Source organism: Syntrophorhabdales bacterium (assembly GCA_035541455.1).
Classification (GTDB): domain Bacteria; phylum Desulfobacterota; class Syntrophorhabdia; order Syntrophorhabdales; family WCHB1-27; genus JADGQN01.
Window position 1 is genome coordinate 1 of record DATKNH010000028.1, and the last position, 20,285, is coordinate 20,285.

General features: G+C 54.3%; 19 protein-coding genes. 1 reads left to right on the forward strand and 18 read right to left on the reverse strand.

What is annotated here, in order from left to right:
• Positions 1–99 precede the first annotated feature (99 nt).
• The 9 genes from VMT71_03455 to VMT71_03495 all read right to left on the reverse strand — a co-directional run bounded on the left by VMT71_03455 (position 100) and on the right by VMT71_03495 (position 8,554).
• A complete protein-coding gene (locus tag VMT71_03455) occupies positions 100–474 on the reverse strand; it encodes a metallopeptidase family protein (protein HVN23001.1) in 375 nt (124 codons plus the stop codon).
• A 6-nt stretch (positions 475–480) separates the two neighbouring features.
• On the reverse strand, positions 481–1,377 hold the full coding sequence (locus VMT71_03460; GenBank protein ID HVN23002.1) for a VacJ family lipoprotein: 897 nt from the start codon (positions 1,375–1,377) through the stop codon (positions 481–483).
• Entirely contained in the window at positions 1,374–1,967 is a 594-nt protein-coding gene (locus VMT71_03465) for an ABC transporter substrate-binding protein (protein ID HVN23003.1), read from the reverse strand. The genes VMT71_03460 and VMT71_03465 overlap by 4 nt, the downstream gene beginning before the upstream one ends.
• Before the next feature lie 72 nt (positions 1,968–2,039).
• Entirely contained in the window at positions 2,040–2,537 is a 498-nt protein-coding gene (gene mlaD, locus VMT71_03470) for an outer membrane lipid asymmetry maintenance protein MlaD (GenBank protein HVN23004.1), read from the reverse strand.
• Positions 2,534–3,790 carry an ATP-binding cassette domain-containing protein gene (locus VMT71_03475; protein ID HVN23005.1) on the reverse strand — a complete coding sequence of 419 codons (1,257 nt, stop codon included), beginning with the start codon at positions 3,788–3,790 and terminating at the stop codon, positions 2,534–2,536. Before VMT71_03475 ends, mlaD begins: the two co-directional genes overlap by 4 nt.
• A gap of 8 nt (positions 3,791–3,798) precedes the next feature.
• Complete coding sequence (locus tag VMT71_03480) at positions 3,799–4,617, reverse strand: ABC transporter permease (protein HVN23006.1); 819 nt, start codon at positions 4,615–4,617, stop codon at positions 3,799–3,801.
• A 163-nt stretch (positions 4,618–4,780) separates the two neighbouring features.
• A complete protein-coding gene (hcrA, locus tag VMT71_03485; GenBank protein HVN23007.1) occupies positions 4,781–7,138 on the reverse strand; it encodes a 4-hydroxybenzoyl-CoA reductase subunit alpha in 2,358 nt (785 codons plus the stop codon).
• Complete coding sequence (locus VMT71_03490; protein HVN23008.1) at positions 7,135–7,653, reverse strand: (2Fe-2S)-binding protein; 519 nt, start codon at positions 7,651–7,653, stop codon at positions 7,135–7,137. Before VMT71_03490 ends, hcrA begins: the two co-directional genes overlap by 4 nt.
• On the reverse strand, positions 7,640–8,554 hold the full coding sequence (locus tag VMT71_03495; protein HVN23009.1) for a xanthine dehydrogenase family protein subunit M: 915 nt from the start codon (positions 8,552–8,554) through the stop codon (positions 7,640–7,642). Before VMT71_03495 ends, VMT71_03490 begins: the two co-directional genes overlap by 14 nt.
• A gap of 460 nt (positions 8,555–9,014) precedes the next feature.
• On the opposite strand from VMT71_03495, the gene VMT71_03500 reads away from it, so the two are divergent.
• Positions 9,015–9,449, forward strand: a complete 435-nt coding sequence (locus VMT71_03500; GenBank protein ID HVN23010.1) for a cysteine rich repeat-containing protein — start codon at positions 9,015–9,017, stop codon at positions 9,447–9,449.
• A gap of 109 nt (positions 9,450–9,558) precedes the next feature.
• Here VMT71_03500 and VMT71_03505 read toward each other — a convergent pair whose 3' ends face one another.
• The 9 genes from VMT71_03505 to VMT71_03545 form a co-directional block, all read right to left on the reverse strand.
• Positions 9,559–11,409 (reverse strand): CocE/NonD family hydrolase, encoded by a 1,851-nt coding sequence (locus VMT71_03505; protein ID HVN23011.1) that lies wholly within the window; start codon positions 11,407–11,409, stop codon positions 9,559–9,561.
• A gap of 65 nt (positions 11,410–11,474) precedes the next feature.
• On the reverse strand, positions 11,475–12,149 hold the full coding sequence (locus VMT71_03510) for a flavin reductase family protein (GenBank protein HVN23012.1): 675 nt from the start codon (positions 12,147–12,149) through the stop codon (positions 11,475–11,477).
• 35 nt (positions 12,150–12,184) lie between these two features.
• Positions 12,185–12,892, reverse strand: coding sequence for an ABC transporter ATP-binding protein (locus tag VMT71_03515; protein HVN23013.1), 708 nt, complete (start codon positions 12,890–12,892; stop codon positions 12,185–12,187).
• On the reverse strand, positions 12,892–13,695 hold the full coding sequence (locus VMT71_03520; GenBank protein ID HVN23014.1) for an ABC transporter ATP-binding protein: 804 nt from the start codon (positions 13,693–13,695) through the stop codon (positions 12,892–12,894). The genes VMT71_03515 and VMT71_03520 overlap by 1 nt, the downstream gene beginning before the upstream one ends.
• 38 nt (positions 13,696–13,733) lie before the next feature.
• Complete coding sequence (locus tag VMT71_03525; protein ID HVN23015.1) at positions 13,734–14,690, reverse strand: branched-chain amino acid ABC transporter permease; 957 nt, start codon at positions 14,688–14,690, stop codon at positions 13,734–13,736.
• Entirely contained in the window at positions 14,687–15,568 is an 882-nt protein-coding gene (locus VMT71_03530; protein ID HVN23016.1) for a branched-chain amino acid ABC transporter permease, read from the reverse strand. The genes VMT71_03525 and VMT71_03530 overlap by 4 nt, the downstream gene beginning before the upstream one ends.
• A gap of 20 nt (positions 15,569–15,588) precedes the next feature.
• On the reverse strand, positions 15,589–16,737 hold the full coding sequence (locus tag VMT71_03535) for an ABC transporter substrate-binding protein (GenBank protein ID HVN23017.1): 1,149 nt from the start codon (positions 16,735–16,737) through the stop codon (positions 15,589–15,591).
• A gap of 124 nt (positions 16,738–16,861) precedes the next feature.
• Positions 16,862–18,370, reverse strand: coding sequence for an AMP-binding protein (locus tag VMT71_03540; protein HVN23018.1), 1,509 nt, complete (start codon positions 18,368–18,370; stop codon positions 16,862–16,864).
• A 91-nt stretch (positions 18,371–18,461) separates the two neighbouring features.
• On the reverse strand, positions 18,462–20,165 hold the full coding sequence (locus tag VMT71_03545; protein HVN23019.1) for a UvrD-helicase domain-containing protein: 1,704 nt from the start codon (positions 20,163–20,165) through the stop codon (positions 18,462–18,464).
• Between the last annotated feature and the right edge of the window lie 120 nt (positions 20,166–20,285).

The following is a 20,285-nucleotide window of genomic DNA, read 5'->3' on the forward strand; positions in this document are numbered from 1 at the left end:
ATTGCAGTTCCGGCGCAGTAGCATGTAACGTCTGCACGAGCGGGGGAAACAACTGAGTGCCCGGGGGCAGTCAAGTTTTACCCTGGTACGGACGTGGCATCAATCGTATCCCAGTTCCGTGAGGCGCTCCTCACTCATGCCGACAAAGTGCGCTACCTCATGGACTATTGTAACCTCGATCTCCTCCTCGAGTTGCTCGAGTGTTTCGCAGGCTGCCTCCAGGGGCTCCTGAAAGAGCAGGATGGAATCAGGAAAGAGAGGGGGCGATGTAACCGAACGCTCAGTCAGCGGCACTCCATCAAACAGGCCGAAGAGTGCATCGCCGATCTCAAGATTCATCTCACGAAGCATTTTCCTGGAGGGGCGTTTGCGCACGGAAATGATGAGATTGTCCAGGTACCGACTTAGGTCAGCAGGTATGCGATCAAGAGCCATGCGCACGATTCTGTCAAACTCTTCCTCACTCAGCTTCAATCAGGGCTACCGCTTAAGGTCCTCCATCCTGCTCTGGACATAGGCGTCACGTATGGCTACGTAGGGATCTATAGCCGCTGCCTTGAGGGCCTCGTAATCGCCGATATGGAAGGACGCCTTATTTACTGCTTCATGGGCGTAAAGGCCTATCGTGACCGGGTCAAAAAAGTTTGAACTGATGTACGTGGTCGGCTTCAGGAGCCAGTCACCCGCAAACCCCACAGTGTCGCGTGGGCTGGACGGTCCAAGAATAGGCCAGACAAGGTAGAAGCCGAACCCGACGCCATATATGCCAAGGGTCTGACCCAGGTCGGCGTTACGTCCCTTTATCCCGAAACACTCGCCGGCACAGTCGCGCAGACCTCCGACACCGATTGTCGAGTTGATTACAAACCGCGCCAATTCCTTTCCTGCATAGCCGGGCTCGCCCTGAAGCAGGTTATTGACGATCCGGATCGGCGCCTTCAGATTGTAGTAGAAATTGGTGAACAGACCGCGAATCTCTTCGGGCAGAGCAGCCTTGTAACCGATAGCAACGGGTTTCAGCACCCAGAAGTAGAGCTTGTCATTAAAGTGATACATGGCCCTGTTCCAGGGCTCGATGGGATCTGCGATTTGTGCCCCTTTCGCACCGGGTGCCTCCACCTCTTCCTCTGTCACGTTGCCATACTCATCATCCGATTTCAATGTCGTAGATGCGGACGCGGTTGGCTTACGCTCCCCGGCTGCCTGCGCTGTCCCTTCGTGCGGCTGTAAAGATGGGGGCACGCTTGAGGGGGTGTCTTCGCAACGCGCGGACGGAACACTGAGCGCCACTGCCCATGCGACAAACAGACAGAGCGTCAGGGCCTTAAGTCCGTACCGCCTGCCGTCTCTTTTGCTTTCTGGGGTTCTGACTTTCACTTCGCCCCGGTCTTCTTGCGCAACGTCTCAAGGAGCTTCTCTGGCGGATTGTTTCCAAGGATCTCCCGGAACTGCGTACGGTAATTGTTGATGAGGCTCACTCCCTCAATCACCACGTCATAGACCTTCCAATCATTGTCTTTCTTGATCACCCTGTAATTGATGGGCACCTGGGCACCTTTAGAGACGACCGTGCTCTGGACCTCCACGGTGTTTTCTGAAAGAGGTACCTCCTTCACAAAGTCAACCTGTTCGTTCGTATACGCGATGATCTTCTCGACGTAGGCATCCTTGAGGATGTTTTCAAAGAGCTGAACGAATTCTTTGCGCTGATCAGGACTGAAGTTGTTCCAGTTCAGGCCGAGCGTTCGTTTAGACAGCTCGACAAAGTCAAAAAGCTTCTCCGCAGCAACGGTAATCCTCTGCTCTTTAACCTTCTTGCCGGCCTCCCCTTTGAGCTTGGGATCGCGCAGCACCTCCAGGACACCGTTCACATTGGCCTTGACCGTGTCGAGCGGTGCACCGGCAAAAGCAGCCAGGGGAAGCAAAAGCCATCCCAACAGAAAGGCTCCGACTATCTTTTTTTTCATTGAAATCCTCCTCGCTCTACCCACGTCGAATCTTCCTTCACTCGACGCTCAACATCTCTTTGTCTACACCGGCTACTTACCCGCACCCTCCGGCGATTTCTCCGGTGCCTTCTCCGGACCGGGCGAGGTAGAGCCGAATGCGTATTTACCTATGAGATCCTCGATGTCAGCCGGAATGGACGTCTGGGTGATGAAGGAACCGGGCTTCAACAGCTCCCCTCCTCCTCCCGGATCGATCTTCACATACTTGTCGCCTATGAGTCCGGAAGTCTTGATGGTGGCTGATGCGTCATCGTATACCTTCACGTCGCTATTGATCTTCAGGCCCACCACTCCCATCTGTTTCGTCTGATCTATACTCAAGCTATCCACGGTCCCCACTTGCATGCCGAAGACTTCAATCGCACTGCCGGATCTCAGTCCGTCCACGGATGTGAATCGTGCATAAAGCTGGTAGGTGTCTCCGCCAAATATGGAAATCTTACCCAATTTGACTGTCATGTAGCCCACACAGATGAGTCCGACCAGAACGAAAACGCCGACTGTGGTTTCTATAGAATATTTCTTCATCCTTCGCTACCTCCGGCATCGCATCGGTGCGTTGCAACAATCGTCTGGTTTGCTTGAGCTTTCTCTATTATAGTGTTGATCTCGTCCGAGGGGCCAATATCTGTAACTCCTGCAAGAACATAGACCTCGAAACATGCCTCGGCCCCAACCGTTTTTTGAGCGCTGCTCTGAATTTTCGGGAGTCCGTCCTGCTCCAATTGTTTGGCAAACTCGGCTACCAGTTGCTTCGCTTCATCCGCACTGGTGTGAGGAAAAATGGTGAGGATCTTATCTCTGCTGTGGCGGGCAGAGAAGGCCCCCACGGATCCAAAATGTTTATTGGTGTAATCGGCAAGGGCCCTGAGAACTTCCAATGCCGCCAGCGGTCCCAGTGCATCGCTCAGCAAATCAAATTCCACGCTGAAAAGGGCCGCCGAAATGGTTGACTGCACTGCAACGCCGCCGAGCATCGCTCCGTAGTGCACCCTGAATGCTTCTCTTGAAAGCAAGCCTGTCAGTTCATCTTCAAAACCTTCCAAGCTGCGCAGGAACTCGTCGATCATGGGGTGCTTCAGTCGCACCGCCTCTTCGTACGTTCCTTCAAAACCGACCTTTCCCTCCCAGAGGATGACAATCCGGTCAGAGATGAAAAAAACATCCGGAATATCATGACTGATCATAACGGTGGTGTAGCCGAATCTCTTTTTGTAGTGAACGATCATGCTCAGGATCATGTTTTTGCGGATCGGGTCTTGCCCGGTAGTGGGCTCATCGAAAAGCACAATCGCCGGGTCTGTCACCAGTGCCCGGGCCAGGGCAACCCGTTTTTGCATACCGCCTGAAAGCTCCGACGGATACTTATATGAGGCATCGGCCAATTCCAGATCCTCTAGTTTTTTCTTTACCCTCGTCTCGATTTCCTTCTTGGCAAGGTTCGTGGTCTGCCTGAGAGGAAGGGCGACATTCTCAAAAACAGTCATAGAGTCGAGAAGGGCATTATTCTGAAAGAGGTACGAGATGTGGCTTCTAAATTCTTCCCGGTCATCGCGCTTCATTGCGCTGAGAGGCTTTCCCCTGTAAAGCACCGTGCCTTCGTCCGGCTTGAGCAGCCCGATGATGTGCTTGAGAAGCACGCTCTTGCCGGTACCGCTCTTCCCGATAATGGTGGTGACCTGGTTTTCGTATATTTTCAGGTTGATCCCGTCCAGGACGGTCTTATCGCCAAATTGCTTGGTGACCCCACGTAATTCCATTATCGGCATACCAGCGTCCATCAATCCACCTACATCAGAAATGACGTTACCACGTAATCAGAAATAAGGATCATAACGCAGGAAATCACAACCGCTGATATCGTCGCGAGGCCGACAGCCTTCGCGCCGAAACCTTGCGGCCGCATATGACAGAAATAACCCTGAAAACAGCAGATGGTTGATACGATCACTGCAAAGACGAGCGCCTTGATAAATCCTCCTCGCACGTCTACGATGTCGACTGGAAACTGAACCCGATAAAGGTAGGTGCCTGCGTTTGTGCCGAGCAGGAGCACGCCGCTGATGTAGCCTCCGAAAATTCCTATCAGATCAAAGAAGGCTGTAAGAATGGGGAAGCTGATAATGGCGGCAGCAATCCTGGGGCTTATCAGATAGCGTACGGGGTCGATACGCATGGTGTACAGCGCGTCGATCTGCTCTGAGATGCGCAGGATACCGATCTCCGCAGCCATCGCTGACCCGGCTCTTGCCGTGATCATAATGGCCGTCAGGACCGGCCCCAGTTCCCTGATGAGGGAGAGAGAAACCGCAGACCCGAGCGCTCCCACCGAGCCGAATTTCACCAAGGTATAGAAGAGCTGAAGCCCGAGTACCATGCCGGTAAAAAGGCCTACCAGCATGACGATAAGAGAAGACCTCGCACCGATGGAATAGGTATGACTCACTATCTCCGCGATCTGTTTCCGTCTGAAGATGTTGACGAAGCCGAGAAAGAAGAAAATCGCCATGGCGCCGAATGTGCTCACCAGGCCTAAAGACTCCCTGCCAACCCGCACAATGAACCTGAGTAAAACATTTCCGCTCTCGACCGACGCCCTGAAAGCCAATCGTACCTCTCTTGCGCAGGCTCGTCGCCGAACCTGCACCTTGTTCCTAGTCGTATCTTACTAGTCTTGGACTTTCTGCAATATTCTAACCACAGAGCGGTGGCATGGCAATAAAAAATTAAAGGAACACAAAAAAACGTACATGTAGTATCCTAACCTGTCCCTACTCCATTTCGTAAGCGGCCGGTTCACCCGGGTAACCTTCGTGCTCGATGGGTTTCCTGGTCTGCTTCTCTCCTGCTTCCTTCTCGCGCAGCGCCTGCCAGACCTTTTCGTAGCTGAGCGGCAGACTGTTGACACTTACGCCTGCAGCGTCCAGGATGGCATTTGCAAAGCAGCCCATGGTCGGGATAGTAGCGCCCTCACCCACCTCCTTTACGCCCCAGGGTCCCGCGATATCGTAGCTTTCCACCAGTTCTGACGTTACTCTCGGCATGTCGAGCGCAGTAGGGAGCCGGTAATCTGATAAATTCGGGTTGATGATCTTGCCGTTCTTGTCGAACCGGACCTCTTCCCAGATAGCCTCGCCCATCCCCATGAAGAGCGCTCCATGGACCTGAGCGTGCAGCAGCGCAGGGTTGATCACCTTGCCGCAATCATGGACATCCCAGACTTCCTTTACCCTTATCTCACCTGTTTCCTTGTCGACCTCCACCTCACTTATCTGCGTCGCGAAGCTATACGCCGGCGACGTACCGACCGCCGCGCCCTTGAAGCTTCCGCCCAATTTAGGCGGCGTGTAGGCTCCCCTCCCCACGAGCGGCCCTTTATCTACGAAGAGTTTCCGCGCCACGTTGGAAAAGGGGATGCTGATCCCAGGATCGCTCTTCAAGAAGACCACGGCTTCCTTGCAGTCGAGTTCGGAGGGGCTGACCTCCAGCATTTTGCCGGCCATCTCGAGAACCTGCTCTTTTACCATTTCACCCGCCTCCTTAACTGCCGAACCCGACATTAACGTCTGGCGGCTCGCATATGCGCCGAAATCGTGCGGCGTCGTCTCCGTGTCGGCCGACACTATCTTCATCTGCTCGTATTTGATGCCCATCGCTTCCGCAGCCATCTGGCAGAGGACCGTGTCAGACCCCTGGCCGATGTCAGTGGCGCCCGTATAAAGCGTAGCAGCAGAGCCATCCTCGTGTACTTTGATAATCGCCGCCGCGTGAGGAAGATCGGTCCGGTAGATAGGATAACCTGCACCGGACACGAAACTGCCGACGGCTATACCGATGCCTTTGCCACCGGGTAGTTTACCTCTCTTCTCATTCCACCCGGATATCTTTTTCGCCTTGTCAATACAGGCCGAGAGTTCGCACGAGTTGATACGAAAAGAGTTCGGTGTGACTGTGTTAGGCTTCCTTGCGTTGATGAGCCTTATCTCGGCAGGATCAAGCCTCAAGTCCCTGGCTATGTTGTCGAGGTGGCATTCATATGCATATTTCGGCTGCGGGGCTCCGTGACCGCGCTGTGCGCCGCACGCGGGCAGATTCGTGTACACCCTGATCATGTCGAACTTGTAGTTGTCAAAATCGTACGTAAGCGTAAGCAACGCTCCTGCATAGTAGGCACTCGCGATGCCGAGGCTCGTGTAAGCGCCGCCGTCCATGATAAAGTTCGCGTAGGAACCGAGAATCTTACCCTCCCTGTCCACACCGGTAGTCAGTTCCATGATCTGGCGGTGACGGCCGCGGTTGTGCGCAAACATTTCTGCACGGTCGTAGAACATCTTTACCGGTCTGCCGGTTATGCGCGCGAGCACTGCGCCGCCGAATTCCAGGCCCGTCGGCTCCATCTTGCCGCCGAACCCGCCGCCCACGAATGTTTTCAGCACACGCACATCTCCCATCGGAAGCTCAAATTCCCTCGCGAGATAGTATTGGAAATAATGGGGAGACTGGGTGCTCGCATAGACGGTCAGCTTTCCTCCGTCCCACATGGAGATAGCCGCATGCGGCTCTATGGGGCTCTGGTAGGTGCGCTGCCCGATGTACGTGTCTGTCCTTACATGGAAGGAACGGGAGAAGGCCTCCTCGACGTTCCCAAACTCCTGGTGAATCTCCGCGTTGATGTTTCCCGGGAATTCCTCATGAATGAGAGGCGCGTTCTCGGTCAGTGCCTCTACGGGATCGAAGACAGCGGGCAACACTTCGTATTCGACCTTGATAAGCTTGAGAGCCTTGTAGACAGTCTCCTCGTCGATCGCGGCGACGGCTGCTACCTTGTCGCCGACGAAACGTACCTTGTCAATGCAGAAGATGTTCTCATCCCATCGTGCCGGACTTATGCCGTATTTCTTACTCGGGACGTCCTTGTGCGTGATGATAGCCTTCACACCTGAAAGCTTCTCTGCCTCTGATGTGTCGATGTGCAGAATCCTCGCATGGGCGTGCGGACTCGTCAGTATCTTACCGACGAGCATGTTAGGAAACTTAAGATCACCTGTATACCTCGCTTGGCCCGTGGCTTTGGCTCTTCCATCTATCTTCGGAACGCTCTTCCCGATCACCGCGTAGTCATCTTTCATGCCACACCTCTTTTTTCTTGCTCCGTAGTCGCGGCCGCAGCCATGACGGCTTTCACGATATTCACGTAACCCGTGCACCGACAGAGATTCCCTGCGATGGCCTGCCTGACCTCCTGTTCCGTCGGAGCGGGATTTCTCGTCAACAGTGCTTTTGCAGAGAGTATCATACCGGGCGTGCAGTAGCCGCACTGGATCGCTGCGTTCTCAACAAAAGAATTCTGCAGCCTGTCCAATTCCTCGCTCTGCGCTACCCCCTCGATAGTCGTGATCTCACAACCGTCTGCTTCCACGGCCAGCACAAGGCATGAATCGACCGGTTTGCCATCAAGCAGCACAGTGCATGAGCCGCAATTTCCCAGTTCGCACCCTTTCTTTGTGCCCGTGAGATCGAGCCGTTCGCGAAGAACATTCACGAGAAGCGTGTTTGCCGTGACGAGGAGTGCCCGATCATCTCCGTTGACGACAATCTGGATGAGATAGCGCTTTATCCCATATTTATCTTCAATGCATTCCATCGCCATTACCTCCTTCGATTTTCACGGGCTCTCCTGCGGGTTGCATATGCAATGCTTTGCGCAGAGCCCGCTTTGTAAAAACCCTGACCATGTCTCGTCGATACTCCTGGGACGCCCTTATATCAGAAATGGGCCTGCATTCCGCCGCGGCAGCCCGACCCACTTCTTCCAGCGCAGCTTCAGTGGCCAGATTGCCGATAAGCAGCTGTTCGGCCTTCTTTGCCCGAATCGGCACGGGACCGACAGCACCAAGTACGATCCGCACCTGCTCTACGTGAGCTCCTGATGCCACAACACTCACACCTACCCCTACGACGGCTATGGCGCCCGATTGACGCAGGCCAAATTTAAAGTATGCGCTGCCCGTCGTGGGCTGATCCGGAATGGTGATCTCTGTAAGAATTCTGTCCGGTTCGATGGCAGCACGGTTTGGCCCGATAAAAAAATCCTCCAGAGGCACGATTCCCTTACCGTGTCTGCCCAGCAGTGTGATGCTCGCGTCCAGCGCGATCAGGATGGGCGGCAGATCGGCTGAGGGCAGGGCATTCACCAGGTTTCCGCCTATCGTGCCCCTGTTGCGAATCTGGTTGTTGGCCATGGTGTGCGCAGCTTCAGGAATTGACGGATATTTTTGTTGCAGTAATTCCGAGTTGACGAGATCGTTGTGCGTGACTCTCGCGCCGATCACAACACCTTTTCCGGGAACGTACGTGATGGATGCCATGTCCGGGATGTTCTTGATCGAGACAAGCGCTTTCGGAGCAATCAACTCATTCTTCATTCTGGAGAGCACATCCGTGCCCCCCGCGAGAACTTTTGCATCGCTGCCGTAGCTCGCCAGGATTGCGCAGGCTTCTTCGATAGAAGAAGGCGCATGGTAATCGAAATCAGGTATGTACATACGTTACCCCCTTTTGGCCATTTGTTCATCTAGCTGAAAATTGTGAGGGGTATATTACCGCAACTCCATGTGAATGTCAACAAAACGAAGAGCGTAACACTCAATAATACAAGTGTAATTAATTTCACATGACAGTGTGATACAAGAACGGCACATATCCGTCATTCTGTTTCTTATAGTGAATATAATAATACGGCTGTCCATTCATAGGGTTCGGTGCTGTTCGTATTTATGGCCAGTCTGCAATTGCTGCACGCCACACCTGCCGTGGCGCTCACCCCTGCCTCTTCCTGGTCCCTGACCGGGCCGCTTCACTCGCGGATAGAATAGTGCGCATCCTGATCTAAGAACGCTTATTACCCGCAGGGTTGAAATCTGCCGAGACCGTACGTACTATATTCCCGCTGTCTGGGCGGCAACGAGCATTCCCGCGACGAGGCGACATTTGAAGGAGAAAGAGATGAAAGATAGATTCCTTTTTGCAGCTCTGGTCTTTCTCACCTGCCTGTTCTTACCTGTTTCTATATACACGGTGAGCGCTGCGCCCGCGAATCCCTGCTCTGAAGATATTGAGAAGTTTTGTAAGGACCTGCCGTCAGAGCCGACAGCAGTTATCGATTGCCTCGGCAAGCACGAGAACGAATTGTCAGGCAACTGCCGGGATTATGCAGCTAAGATGGCGGGAGGAAGGGCCGAGAGGCAGGAGCGATTGAGGCAAGTCCTGGCTGCGCGCCAGGCGTGCAAGGATGATATCTCAAGGCTCTGCAAAGATGCGAAGCCGGAAAGCGGCGGAATAGCACGATGTCTGGACGAGCACCGGGACGAAGTAACACCTTCCTGCAGAGAGAGCATGGCAACACTCAAGAAGACAGAAGCCCCTGGAAAACAGAATTAAGATGAAAGAGCGGCCGAAAGAATCAGGCCCGCCGCCAACCGGGCCAGCAGGCCTGACGACACAGTTCTAAACTCCCCAACAGCGCACGTGGTTGCGACTCAACTGAAATTTATTTCTTCGCCGGTATCACCGGCACCTGTAAATAGGAATCATACTTGCCACCCGAATAGATCACGTGTTTCCCTTTATTGACGAGCCAGTCATAGAAGAGGAGCGGCTGATCCACAGGAGAGTGGCCCTGGATGGAGACGCTCAACGTTTCGCCTTTGCGGAACAGCGTGCTTGACGGTAACAAGGTTATCTCCACCGGGACAATCTCTCCCGGTTTCAGCTTTTTCTCTCCCTGGTATTTTTGCACCGGCCGCCATGGTGCGGATAGTACCGGATCGAGTTCCCTCTGGGAGACCCGCATCTGGCCTCTCGCTGCCGCGTCACCAGAAAAACCGTTCATGCCGCGGAACTGTACCTCATTGCCCTTGGCAATGCTCCCCTTCCCGGCAAGTGTCTCCAGCGACCTGCAGGTCGGACTCTCTGCATCACACGGTCCTGCAAATTTCCTCGCGGTGACAAAAATATCCATATCATTGGTGTCAGGTGCTGCCACCCACAGTTTGAGTTTCATATAGCCTGTCAGCTCCGTGTCTTCGCTAAAGGTGATGGCGAAGGAGGCGCTGCCACCCTGCGTTGAATTATAGCTGATCTTTCCCTGTTTTGCAGGTGCGGCACTGAGCGAGCCATCCTGTGTATTCAGGTAGAGCTTCTTGTACTCCGTACGGGAAAGGGGAAATTCATTCTCGAGGCGCACCTGGTACTCGTCCCTCGTCTCCCGGACCTCCAGCCGCACTCTTGGAGTGTCGGGCCAGCCGTTCTGCAGACCTTTCAGATAATAGTCAAAGAACTTCTTCTGGTAGGCGAGAGCATCGTCGCTGTAAAAGCGCTCCCACTTTTTTCCGCCATGAGTGTAGAGCCATTTATCCTTGGAACCGATCCTGCGGTATGACTCGAACGTACCTTGCGTGTGTAGCCCCTTATCGGACCAGGAAGCGCATATCAGCATAGGAGTCGTGATCAGCTCCAGCTTTGGATTTTCGAGGATCATGTTCTGATTGGCGACCGGATCCATGGCCTCAACCCAGGCCTTCGCCGCCTGTTCAGGAGGGAGTTTCTGCAGGTTGACTTTCCACGGCCCTACGCTCCGCGAGAAATTAGTTTCAGGAATGCCACCCCAGAAAAGAAGATCGCGGTAACGGTCCGATGTGCCTTCCCATGGAACGATTGCCTTGAGGTGCGGAGGCACAGGCTGATGACTGGCCGCGTAATACTGGTTGCTCGCGAGAGCGGAGACGCCCATCATGCCTACGTTACCGTTACTCCACGGTTGAGCTGCAGCCCATTCGATCAGCTGATATAGATCGTCGCCTCCCTGCGCGGGGCTTGACGGCTTTCCGCCGGATTTGAAGCCTCCTCGTACGTCAACAATGATCACCACATAATCGTTGGGCACCCAGAAAGCCGCGTCCGGCCCTTCCCACGGGGTAAGCATTGATACCTTCATGTGGCCGACATCAGCCCCATGGGAATATACCCTGAACATGTAAGGGTCAAAGGCACCTGGAAGCGCTGTCCCGTCCGGTTTATAAGAAGGAGGAGTCTGATCTTTGCCGTATGGCGTCATCGAGAGTATGACCGGGAACTTGCCCTCCTTGGCGGGCCGGTAGACGTTGCAGGCTAGCTTGACACCATCTGGCATAGTCACCATCACATCCTTGTCGATGGCGATCCCCGGAGGGGTGGGTATGATGAGGTAGGGTAGAAGTCCGTCAGGACTGGGACGCACCTCGTAAGGATCGCTGACAGGATGATTGATAGCCAGCGAAACGGCCGGCTGAGTCAAGCCAAGAATCGCTGCCAGGATGAAGTAGCAAAGCAAACCATGCTCCCGTGATGTCTTCTCTCGCATCCCCCTTCCTCCTTTTCCCTACATCATTTCTGATGAACATTTCTACATCATGCTCAGCTCTGCACTTATCCCTGTCGTCCTGTGCCTTTGGTTCTGCCTTCAAGCCCCTCGAGGAGTTGCTCGTTGTCACCGGGGATCACCATCTCAAAGACAGAGTCCACGCTCGTGTAGTCGTAATACCCGAGCCGTGCCAGCGGCCTGATCCGGGGAATATCGAGCTTGCCGTCCGGTCCGATCACTTCATCCTTCACGTGTACCAGAACCACTTTACCGATGATAATGTCGATGGCGCCCTTCGCCCCATTGCCCGGGAGGCGGAGTGTCTGAAAGTATCTGCACTCAAACTGCACCGGTGATTCAGCCACGCGACAAGGCCTGACAAGTACCGAAGGTGCCTTGGTGAGCCCTGCCAGCTCGAATTCATCGATACCCGGCGCAACCTCTGCCGCCGAGCGGTTGACGGCCTCGCGCAGCTCATATGTCGCCATATTGTAGACGAACTCGCCCGTCTCCTCAATGTTGGCAACGGTATCCTTGCGGCCCCCGCCCGTTCTCTGGCCCGCGGAAAACATGACATACGCCGGATTATAGTTCAAGTTCTGGAACTGACTGTACGGCGCAAGATTGTGCACGCCCTCGGCGTTTATTGTGGAGATCCAACCGATAGGCCGGGGGACCACACACGACTTAAAAGGACTGTGAGCCAATCCATGGTCGTCTTTATCGGGATCGTAATGCATATCCTGTCCTCCTCGTAAGAAAGCGGTCTGGTCATTCACATACCGAGATATCGTTTCCGTACTTCATCGTCGCCGAGCAGTTCGGAAGCCTCCCCGTGCTTGACGGTTCGTCCTGTTTCCATGATGTAGGCGCGATCAGCGATCTTCAGCGCAGCTCTCACGTTCTGTTCGACCAGCAGGATCGGGATGTCACGCGTTCGCAGATCACGTACGACGCCGAAAATATTGTTAACCGCTAACGGTGCCAGCCCCAGCGACGGCTCATCAAGCAGCAGGAGTTTCGGCTGCGACATCAACCCTCTCGCGATAGCAAGCATCTGCTGCTCTCCGCCTGAGAGCGATCCCGCTTTGCCCGCAAACCTCTGCTTCAGAATCGGAAAAAGGTCGAACATCGACTGGTACAATTCTTCCAGCTCTGCTGCTGCGGTGCCATGGGCGTACGCGCCGAGAAGCAGATTCTGCTGTACGGTGAGCGTGGCAAATATCTGTCTCCCTTCTGGTACGTGGCTAATGCCTGTTCTCACGATCTCTTCCGGCTTTTTCCTCGTCATTTCCTTTCCGAGGAAGCGGACGGCACCCTTAGTGGGCGCCATCAGACCTGATATGATCTTGAGCAGCGTTGATTTCCCTGCCCCATTCGCACCCAGCAGGCAGACTACCTCCCCTTTCGCGACGTCAAGATCAACACCCTTCAATACTTCTACCCGGCCGTATGCCGCGTGGATGCCGCGTATGCTCAGCATCAGCCGCTCCCCCCACCAATGGCGCATTCGGAACCAAGGTACGCTTCTATAACCGCGGGGTTGGCGCAGATGCTGGCAGGATCGCCTTCGGCCAGCCGTTTCCCGAAATCAAGCACCACGATATCATCAGAGAGGCGCATCACCAGGTTCATGTTGTGTTCTACCAGGAGTATGGTAACACCTCTGGCTCTTACCGCCATAAGAAGCTGCAGGAATTGTTCTACCTCTGCGTCGTTGAGGCCTGATGCCGGTTCGTCCAGGAGGAGCAGTTCAGGCTCGGCCATCAGTGAGCGCGCAAGCTCAACCAGCCGCTGATTCCCAAAGGAAAGCGCAGTGGGTACCCTGTCAGCAGCCCAGTCCATGCCTACAAAAGAAAGCGCCTCCATGGCTTTCTCTCGCATTACCCTTTCCTTGTGTCCGCTCCTGCTCCGAAGAAAGAGTGTGCCCAGGATTGTAGGATTAATGCGCTTGTGTGCGCCGAGGAGTACGTTATCAAGCACCGTGGCATCATTGACCGTGAAGAGCCGCACGAGTTGAAAGGTACGGGATACGCCAAGCATCGCGATCTGCTCTGTCTTCATGCGCGTAAGCTCATGACCTCGCAGGCTCACCGTGCCCTCATCCGGAAGAAGCAGGCCGTTGATCACATTGAGAAGTGTGGTCTTGCCCGCGCCATTCGGCCCTATGAGCGCCTTGATGTGACCGGCCTTGATCTGGAAGCTGACATCGATGAGAGCGTGTACGCCTTCAAACGACTTACTCACACCATCGACCGTCAGAAGGGCCTCTTGCGCCGCCCCCATTGGCTGTTCCTCTCTCGCGGTGCTTTGTGGAGGCGCACTCATCGTGCACCCCGGGTCACAAGTCTGCTTCTGATCTCGGTGAGTATCCCGAAAAGCCCTTTTGGCATAAAGACCAGAATGAGTATGAGGATGACGCCATTCATCAACATCTCGTAATCCTGGAGCCGGACCGTAATCTCCGGCAGCAGTTTGAGAAAAAGCGCTCCGAGAGCAGGTCCGTAGATGGTACCAATGCCTCCCAGATATAGCATGACAAGCACGTTAATGGACGTCATGACACTGAAGTCATCCGGCGCAAGAAAGCCCATGTAGTGCGCGAACAGAGAGCCTGCAACCGAGGCAAAGACAGCCGAAAGCACGTAGACACGGATCTTGTAGCCGGCACAGTCAATTCCAAACGTCTTTGCTGCAGTCTCATCACTGTGAATAGCAATGAGCGTTCTTCCAAAGGGCGAGCGGGTCAACAGGAGGCTGCTTGCAACCACCAGCAGTACAATCGCCCACACGAGGTAGTAATAGTGGATCTGGTTGTCGAAAGTGAAACCAAACAGACTGAAGGAGGGGACGTCGCGCAGACCCGAAGCGCCGCCGGTGAGCCACTGGAGCCCGACTATAAGCGTGACAACAATCTCGTTGAGCGCAAGCGTTGCCATTGCCAGATAGTATTCCTTCAGGGCAAGTACAGGGCGTCCCACTCCCCACGCAACCGCCGCTGAAAGCGCCATGCCTGTCATCATCGCGAGTGCAGGGGGAGCGCTGTATTTCGCCGTCAGGATACCCGAGACATAAGCGCCGATCGCAAAGAAGGCCGCATGCCCCACTGATATTTGTCCCGCGAAGCCCATAAGCAGATCAAGACTCACCGCCAGGATCACGTAAATGCCCACAAAGATGAGCACGCCGCAGCGATAGGGCGACATGCCGCCGAAAGTTGGTGGGTAGAGCGCTATAAAGGCGAGGACGAGTATCCACCAGAACCGATTGATCAGCTTCATACTTCACGCCTGCCGCTTGCACTGAAAAGACCGCTCGGCCTGAAGAAGAGCAGAATGAGCAGTATAGTAAAAACAATAGTGTCGGAAAACTGCGACGAGAGGAGCCCGATGGTGTAGGCTTCGACAATCCCGAGAAGAAAGCCCGCAATCACTGCACCCGCTATGCTGGCCAACCCGCCGATGGACATGGCGATGAATCCTTTCACCATGGGCATGAGTCCGCTGCCATACTGCATAAAAAAAAGCGGCGCCACCGCCATTCCGGCCAGTGCGCCAATGCCTGAACCCCACGCCCAGGCAAGAATGGCAGCTTTCTGCGTGCTGATACCCATCAGACTTGCGCCCAGCCGGTTCTCTGAGCAAGCCCGCATCGCAATACCCGCTCTGGTCTTCTCGAAAAAAAACCATATGACGATGAGCACGAACATGGTAATGCCGATTATCCAGAGCACCTGCGACTGTAGCGTGGCACCCAGTACCTGTATCGGCGGGGCCGCAGAAAAGGGTGGAAGCACCGCGGACTCCTTGCCCCAGATAAGCAGCGCGGAGCCGCGCAGCGCCAGCGAGATTGCTATGGTCATGACAATGAGGTTGCCGACGGACGTGTTCTGGATAGGCCGGATGAGGATGCGCTCGACCAGCGCGCCGATCACCGTCGATACGACAATAGACACCCCAAGGGCGGCCGGCATCGGCAACCCCTTTGAAGTGAGCGTCACCATGGTCAGAGCGCCGATCACGAAGAATTCGCCCTGAGCGAAGCAGATCAGCAGCGAGACCTTATAGACGATCACGAGACTTACCGCCATGAGGGCGTACACGGCACCCGAGGTAAGCCCGCTGAAAAAAAACTGGACCAGGTACGAGAAATCGCCCAAAGAGGCCCTTTAACCCGCCCCTACTCGAGAACTGCCCACTTACCGTCCTTCACGGTGAGGAGAATCATATCTTCCGTGCGCGTGCCCTGATGGTCTGCAGGAGACATGTTGTACACGCCGTTGCAGCCGGCAAAGTTCTTGATGTTCTCGAGGGCATCGCGCAGTTTCACCGGGTCGTCAGACTTCGTAACCCTCACCCCTTCCGAAATCAGCGCGACTGCATCCGCCTGCTGTCCCGAGTAATAGTTCGCCGGCTCACCGTATTTCGCCTGGTAGGCCTTTGAGAATTCGACGACCACTTTCTTGACCGGGTCATTGTCCGCAAGAGTTGCGATTGCCATAATCTTGCCTGACGGCACAATGACCACGGTCGGTGTCTGGGCAACCAGTTTCAAGAAACCGGGCGTTGCATTACCGTGGCTCACGACGAGAGGTACGTTCATGCCCATCTGGGCCATGTTCCGCGCGAGCAGCGCCGCGGGCTCGCCCGTGGTGAATGCCATGATCGCCTGCGGTTTCAGGGTACGCAGCTTGGCGAGTTGTGCGGTCACGTCCGGTGCTTTGACATCAAACTTCTCCTCCCCCACAATGGTGATCTTATACGTGGGCGCGTGCTTCCTCGCGATGCCGGAACCCAGTTCTCCCAGCGGGCCGATGGGCATGAGCAACGCCACCTGGCTGATCCCCTTTTTCTGGAAATACATCATGGGACGGGAGATGGCGAAATCCGTCGGGTGTGCGTTGTTGAACGTGAAGGTCTCCTTTTCGGAAAGGGCATATCCTGATTGGATCACCGCAGGGACTTTTGATTTATTGGCAACGGATGATACGGCACCCGACACAACTGCGGTACCGGTTCCCATGAGGGCGACCACACCATCGCTTGAGATAAGCCTCTGGGCATGGCGTGTGGCGGTTTCCGGGGATGATTGATCATCATAAGTCACCAACTCCACCAGCCGGCCATTGACTCCGCCCGCTTTATTGATCATCTCCACCCTCACCTCGGCCCCCTTCTTCATGTACTCGCCTAGCCAAGAGAGATAACCGGTAAGAGGCACAATAAATCCTATCTTATAAGGCTTGGCTTGCGCCCACACCATGCTCAGGGCTCCTGCAGCAAACAGCAGGCATGTGACTGTCGCAACAACTGCAAGCATTTTTTTCATCCCGATCCTCCTCTTGAGTAAAATATGATAGGTTCCGCAAGTGCGCACAAAATCCAACATGGTGCGCATATCACCAAACAATTCCCATCAACTAAAAATCATAAAAGCTTTTTTCTGCTTACACTTATTTGGCGTCTTTAGCTTCCATCACGCTTTTTCTCAGCTCTCTCTTGAGAATCTTCCCTGCCGGACTCTTGGGAAGTTCGGAGACCGAGACATACTCCTTCGGTACTTTGAAGGGGGATAAACGCGATTTCAGGAAAGCCTTTATTTCTTCGGGCACGACTGTCTGGCCTTGCTTCGGCACAATGAAAGCGGCAACTCGTTCACCCCACTCTTTGTCAGGCAAACCAATGACCGCGCACTCTGCCACTTCCGCTCTGGCATAGAGCTGCTCTTCCACTTCGCGAGGATATACGTTTTCACCTCCCGTGATAATCATATCCTTCAGCCGATCGACGATGAACACATAACCGTCACTGTCAATCACTCCTATATCACCCGAACGGAACCATCCGTCATCCCAGAAGACGGATCGCGTCTCTTCCGGATTATTCAGGTACCCTCTCATGATGTTTGGACCGAGTATACAGATCTCGCCTTCCTCCCCCTGCTTCAGGCGGTTTCCTTTTAGATCCCTGATCTCGACCTCCACCAGGTGGACCGGGGTCCCTACCGAGCCTACGACATGCCTGTAGTAATGGTTATAGGTGACTGCGGACGCCGACTCCGTCATGCCGTACCCTTCAGAAATTGTGAAACCGGCGCGTTCCGTCCACTGTCTGATGATCTCTACCGGCAGACTGGCAGCGGCAGAAAAGCTGTACCGTACGCGGCCCAGTTTCTGCCTCAGATTCTCAAGAGTCAGAAGTCTCGTGAAGACAGTCGGTACTGCAAAGAGCTTGGTAATACGCCCTTTCCCTGTTGCCTCGAGCACCCGCTCCAGGTCAAATGTAGGCAATATCTCAAGACATCCCGCGCTGAGCATGGTTGCATTCATCACATGCATCTGACCAAACACATGATTGAACGGTAGAAAACAAAGCGCTCTGTCGTTTTCCGTCGATCGTTCGCTGTAGGCAACGTTGTGGGCAGATACGTTGATATTCTGATGGCTCAGCATTACGCCCTTAGGAATGCCTGTGGTGCCGCCTGTATAGAGAATGGCTGCTGTGTCGTCTCTCCCTCTATCGAGCGCGTTGAACGATCCCGATCCGGTATTCACCAGGTGCGCCATGTCCATGTCGCCATCAGGGCATATGATCTTTTCCAGGCCGGCAGAGCTCTTCAACTTCTCCAGTTCACCGAGCCTCTCTGTTCCTGCCAGTACAAAACGGGGCCTGGCGTGTTCGACGAGCAACTTCAACTCAGCACTCGTCAACAGAGCCGAGTACGTGACTGCCACCGCTCCAGACTTGAGTACGCCAAAGTAGAATGCCAGCCAGTCAGTAGAGTTCGGCGCGCACAGGCCAACGTGGTGGCCTGGCTTGATGCCCAACGTAATCAAAGCTGTCGCCACACGATTGGCGCGCTCGTTGAGTTGCGCGTATGTCGTATCGATCCCGCCTTCGCTGATTGCCGGGTGATCGGGGAAGAAGAATGCAGATCTCTCGAGATTGGCAGCAATGTTCATGAAAAGTCTCCCTTGGTAAGATGATCACGCTGATACGTTTAAGATAGATTACCATATTATCGCAGGGATTTTACAAGATACGGCTCCTTTTTCAAAAGAGCCCTGGCTGCTGAGGCGGTTTGGGCTTTTTCGGTTTTTCCTGCAGACTTTCCGCGATAACAAACTCTTTTGGAATCTCTCTGACAAAGCGCGAGGACACCCTGGAAAGCACCCGGCCATAGATCATTCGCTTTCGCGCGTGGAGCAGGAGGAGTTCATCCTTCGCTCGTGTCATGCCCACGTAAAAAAGCCTGCGCTCTTCTTCCACGTCCGCATCTCCTCTGGCGGGCACAAATGGCAAAAGGCTCTCTTCGCAGCCCGCGACAAAGACGACCTTGAATTCCAGGCCTTTCGCCATGTGAAGTGTCATCAGGGCTACAGCATCGACTTTCGGATTAAATGCGTCGGCAGAAGTAAAAAGCGTCAGTTCGTTAATAGTCTCGCTAATTGCTTTACGGGTGGGCAGATGCCGGTACACCTCAGCTATGGTGAAAAGCAGTTCCTTATCCTCCGCTCGGACTCCTGCTTCCCGCGCAAAGATCTGGAGTAGTTTGGCGAGTTCAAATTCTTCCGGGAGGGTATCCATGTGAGACCGCAACGTTTCAATGAGCTTCTTTTTACGGAAAGCGTGGCGCTCACCTACCAGCTGGCATGGTATACCCCATTGCTCGAAAGCCTGCCGCAGGACTCCGGCCTGCGTGTTTGTCCTGAAGAGCACGCTGAAATCTGAGAATGCGTACGAGGTCTCCATGTAGTCACGCGGAGTCTTGTTACCCACCATGCGAAAGTGGCTTGTGCCGCCAACACGGGACTCGATCTCCCTTACTATAAATTCCGCCTCGTCCATTTCATCGGAAGTCAAAACAGTTCTGATGAGAACCCCCGTTTCTTTCCGTGCCCTCACTTCCTTTTCCATCCTCTTGACGTTGTTCCTGATGACCATATCAGCGGCTGCCATAATTGTCCTGGTGGAACGAAAGTTCTCTCCAAGCACCACACTCGCCGAATCGGGAAAGTCTCTCCTGAAATCGAGGAAATTCTGAACGTCAGCGCCGCGGAATCCATAGATAGCCTGGTCGGAATCACCGACAGCGCAAAGAGTATTGAGAGGATGGGCCCCTGCGAGAGACTTTAGGAAACGATACTGGGCAGCGGCTATGTCCTGATACTCGTCGACAATGATGTGTTTCGGTACATTGCTAAAACGCCGGGCAGCGCGGCCAGTTTCAAAGAGATTGACAGGGAGAAGAATGAGGTCATCGAAATCGCGCATCGCGTTACGGCGCAACTCGTTCTCATAAGCTTCGTATACCCGCTGCATCTCCGGATCAGGTTCCTCGATCGAATTCTTTAGTCTCGATATTTTTTCGAGGCTCGATCGTGCCTTGGTACTGCTTCCGACAATCTGTTTAAGAAGGTCAATCTGATCCTCGCGGGTGCAAACCGCAAATTGCTCGCTCAGGCTCTCTCTCAGTATCGTCAGGCCGAGAACATGAAACGTGCCTACGAACATCTCAACCGATCGCAGCCCCACGTAGGTCTCTATTCTTTCACGCATCTCGCGTGCTGCCCGGTTGGTGAACGTTACAGCAATAATCTGATCCGGCGGGACGCCCTGCTGCAGGAGGTAAGCGATCCTGCGGACAATCGTCAGTGTCTTACCCGTACCCGGACCAGCGATGACAAGCAGATGCTTGACCGCTGCTGTGACCGCCTGCTTTTGTGATTCATTCAAGCCCTCGAGTATGCCTGGCATGTCTAAGGTATACTCTTCTTTCTGGGTTCATTTCCAGGATTTTGTCATCACATTCCGGATGCTGAAAACAGAGAGGCCAACCGCCCGCAGCGACGATTGGCTTCCCCTCTTTACCTTTAA